This is a genomic window from Flavobacterium sp. (assembly GCF_023151265.1).
Lineage (GTDB): Bacteria > Bacteroidota > Bacteroidia > Flavobacteriales > Flavobacteriaceae > Flavobacterium.
In genome coordinates, this window is sequence record NZ_JAKLJH010000234.1 from 1 (window position 1) to 1716 (window position 1716).

Genomic DNA, 1716 nt, shown 5'->3' on the forward strand with positions numbered 1-1716 from the left:
AAAAAATGGTACTGCGGAAACATGCTCTTTAGAAGAGTTAGATGCGTTTCTCGATAAGACTATTTCAGAGTATGAAAATTGAGTTTACTAAAGTATTTAGACTTGATTTAGATGATCAAATCAGATTTATTTCTAAGGATAAGCCAAAAGCAGCTAAAAAATTCAAATCAGATTTACTTAACAACATTCGTAAAGATTTGAAAAATCCATTTCATTTTAAAAAATCTATTTATTTTGAAGATGAAAATATTAGAGATTATGTTTTTAAAGGATATGTTTGTGTTTATTTAATTGATACAGAAAATGAAATAATTACACTATTCGGATTTATTAAATACAAACAATCATTATAACAAAATGTCAAGAATTTTAGCCATAGATTACGGAATCAAAAGAACAGGAATTGCCGTTACCGATGAAATGCAGATGATAGCTTTTGGGCTAACCACAATTCCATCAGAAACAGCAATTTCTTTTTTAAAAGACTATTTTTCGAAAGAGAAAGTAGAATGTGTAATCGTTGGAGAGCCTAAGCAAATGGACGGAACACCTTCGCAAAGTGCTGAAATCATCAATGCTTTTGTTGCTAAATTTCAAGCAGCTTTTCCGGAAATGCCTGTGAATAGAGTGGATGAACGTTTTACTTCCAAAATGGCGTTTCAAACGATGATTGATAGCGGTTTAAATAAAAAACAACGCCAAAATAAAGCATTGGTTGACGAAATTGCCGCAACAATTATACTTCAAGATTATTTACGTTATAAAAAATAATAGTACATTTATATTCAATTTTATTTCTGAATGAAACATCAATTAGACGCAAAAGACCAAGCTATTTTAGAAATTCTTCAACAAGATTCAACTATTTCTGTGAAAGAAATTGGGGAACGTGTCGGGCTTTCATTTACACCAACGTATGAAAGAATAAAAAACCTTGAAAAAAGTCATGTGATAACAAAGTATGTAGCATTAGTTGATCGTTTTAAAATAGGTGTTCAAATTGTTGTGTATTGCAATGTAACCTTGAAAGAACAATCGAAATTGGCTCTTGATACTTTTGAGAAAACCATAATTGCTATTCCTCAAGTTCAAGAAATAATTAGTTTATCAGGGAATTACGATTATATGCTAAAAATCATTGCAGAGGATATTAAATCGTACAATGATTTTGTGGTAAATGTGATTTCTAATATTCCTAATATTGGACAATATCACAGTAGTATTGTTCTAAATGAAACTAAAAAAGAAACCGCTTATATGATTCCAAAAGGTAATTAATTAAATTTTGAAATTACTTTTTTAAAAGCATCTTCAACTAAATCATTTCTTAGATTTCCAATGCTTCCTTCATGCGTGTGGTTTATTTCATAACTTGGAATAAATTCTTGATTTTCGATTGCTAATCCAATGTTTTTATAAGCATCTCTGAACGGAACTCCATCTAAAACTTGTTGGTTTACACTTTCCACACTAAACATATAATTGTATTTAGAATCTTTAACGATATCTTTTTTTATTTCAATGTGTTGTAACATGAAATGTAGCATTTCAAGACATTCTTTCAAAGATTGAATCGCTGGAAATAAAGACTCTTTTGTTAATTGAACATCTCTGTGATAACCAGAAGGTAGATTGTTAGTTAGTAAGATTAATTCGTTTGGTAAGGCTTGAATTCTGTTGCATCTTGCTCTCATGATTTCAAAAACATCCGGATTT

3 protein-coding genes and 1 pseudogene are annotated in these 1716 nt (G+C 29.7%); 3 read left to right on the forward strand and 1 reads right to left on the reverse strand.

All coding sequences use genetic code 11. From position 1 onward, the window contains the following. Window positions 1–71 precede the first annotated feature (71 nt). Genes L6Q46_RS13900 through L6Q46_RS13910 form a run of 3 tightly spaced genes read left to right on the forward strand, consistent with a single transcriptional unit; the run spans window position 72 to window position 1278 of the window. Window positions 72–353 carry a type II toxin-antitoxin system RelE/ParE family toxin gene (locus tag L6Q46_RS13900; protein WP_291284814.1) on the forward strand — a complete coding sequence of 94 codons (282 nt, stop codon included), beginning with the start codon at window positions 72–74 and terminating at the stop codon, window positions 351–353. Between the two features lie 4 nt (window positions 354–357). After that, the gene (gene ruvX, locus L6Q46_RS13905; RefSeq protein ID WP_291284815.1) at window positions 358–771 is read left to right on the forward strand and encodes a Holliday junction resolvase RuvX; all 414 of its coding nucleotides are present in this window, start codon (window positions 358–360) and stop codon (window positions 769–771) included. A gap of 30 nt (window positions 772–801) precedes the next feature. Then, the gene (locus L6Q46_RS13910; RefSeq protein WP_111566764.1) at window positions 802–1278 is read left to right on the forward strand and encodes an Lrp/AsnC family transcriptional regulator; all 477 of its coding nucleotides are present in this window, start codon (window positions 802–804) and stop codon (window positions 1276–1278) included. On the opposite strand, the pseudogene L6Q46_RS13915 reads toward L6Q46_RS13910, so the two are convergent. Then, window positions 1275–1716 (reverse strand): annotated as a pseudogene (locus L6Q46_RS13915) (argininosuccinate lyase); the annotation flags it as partial. The gene L6Q46_RS13910 and the pseudogene L6Q46_RS13915 overlap by 4 nt on opposite strands.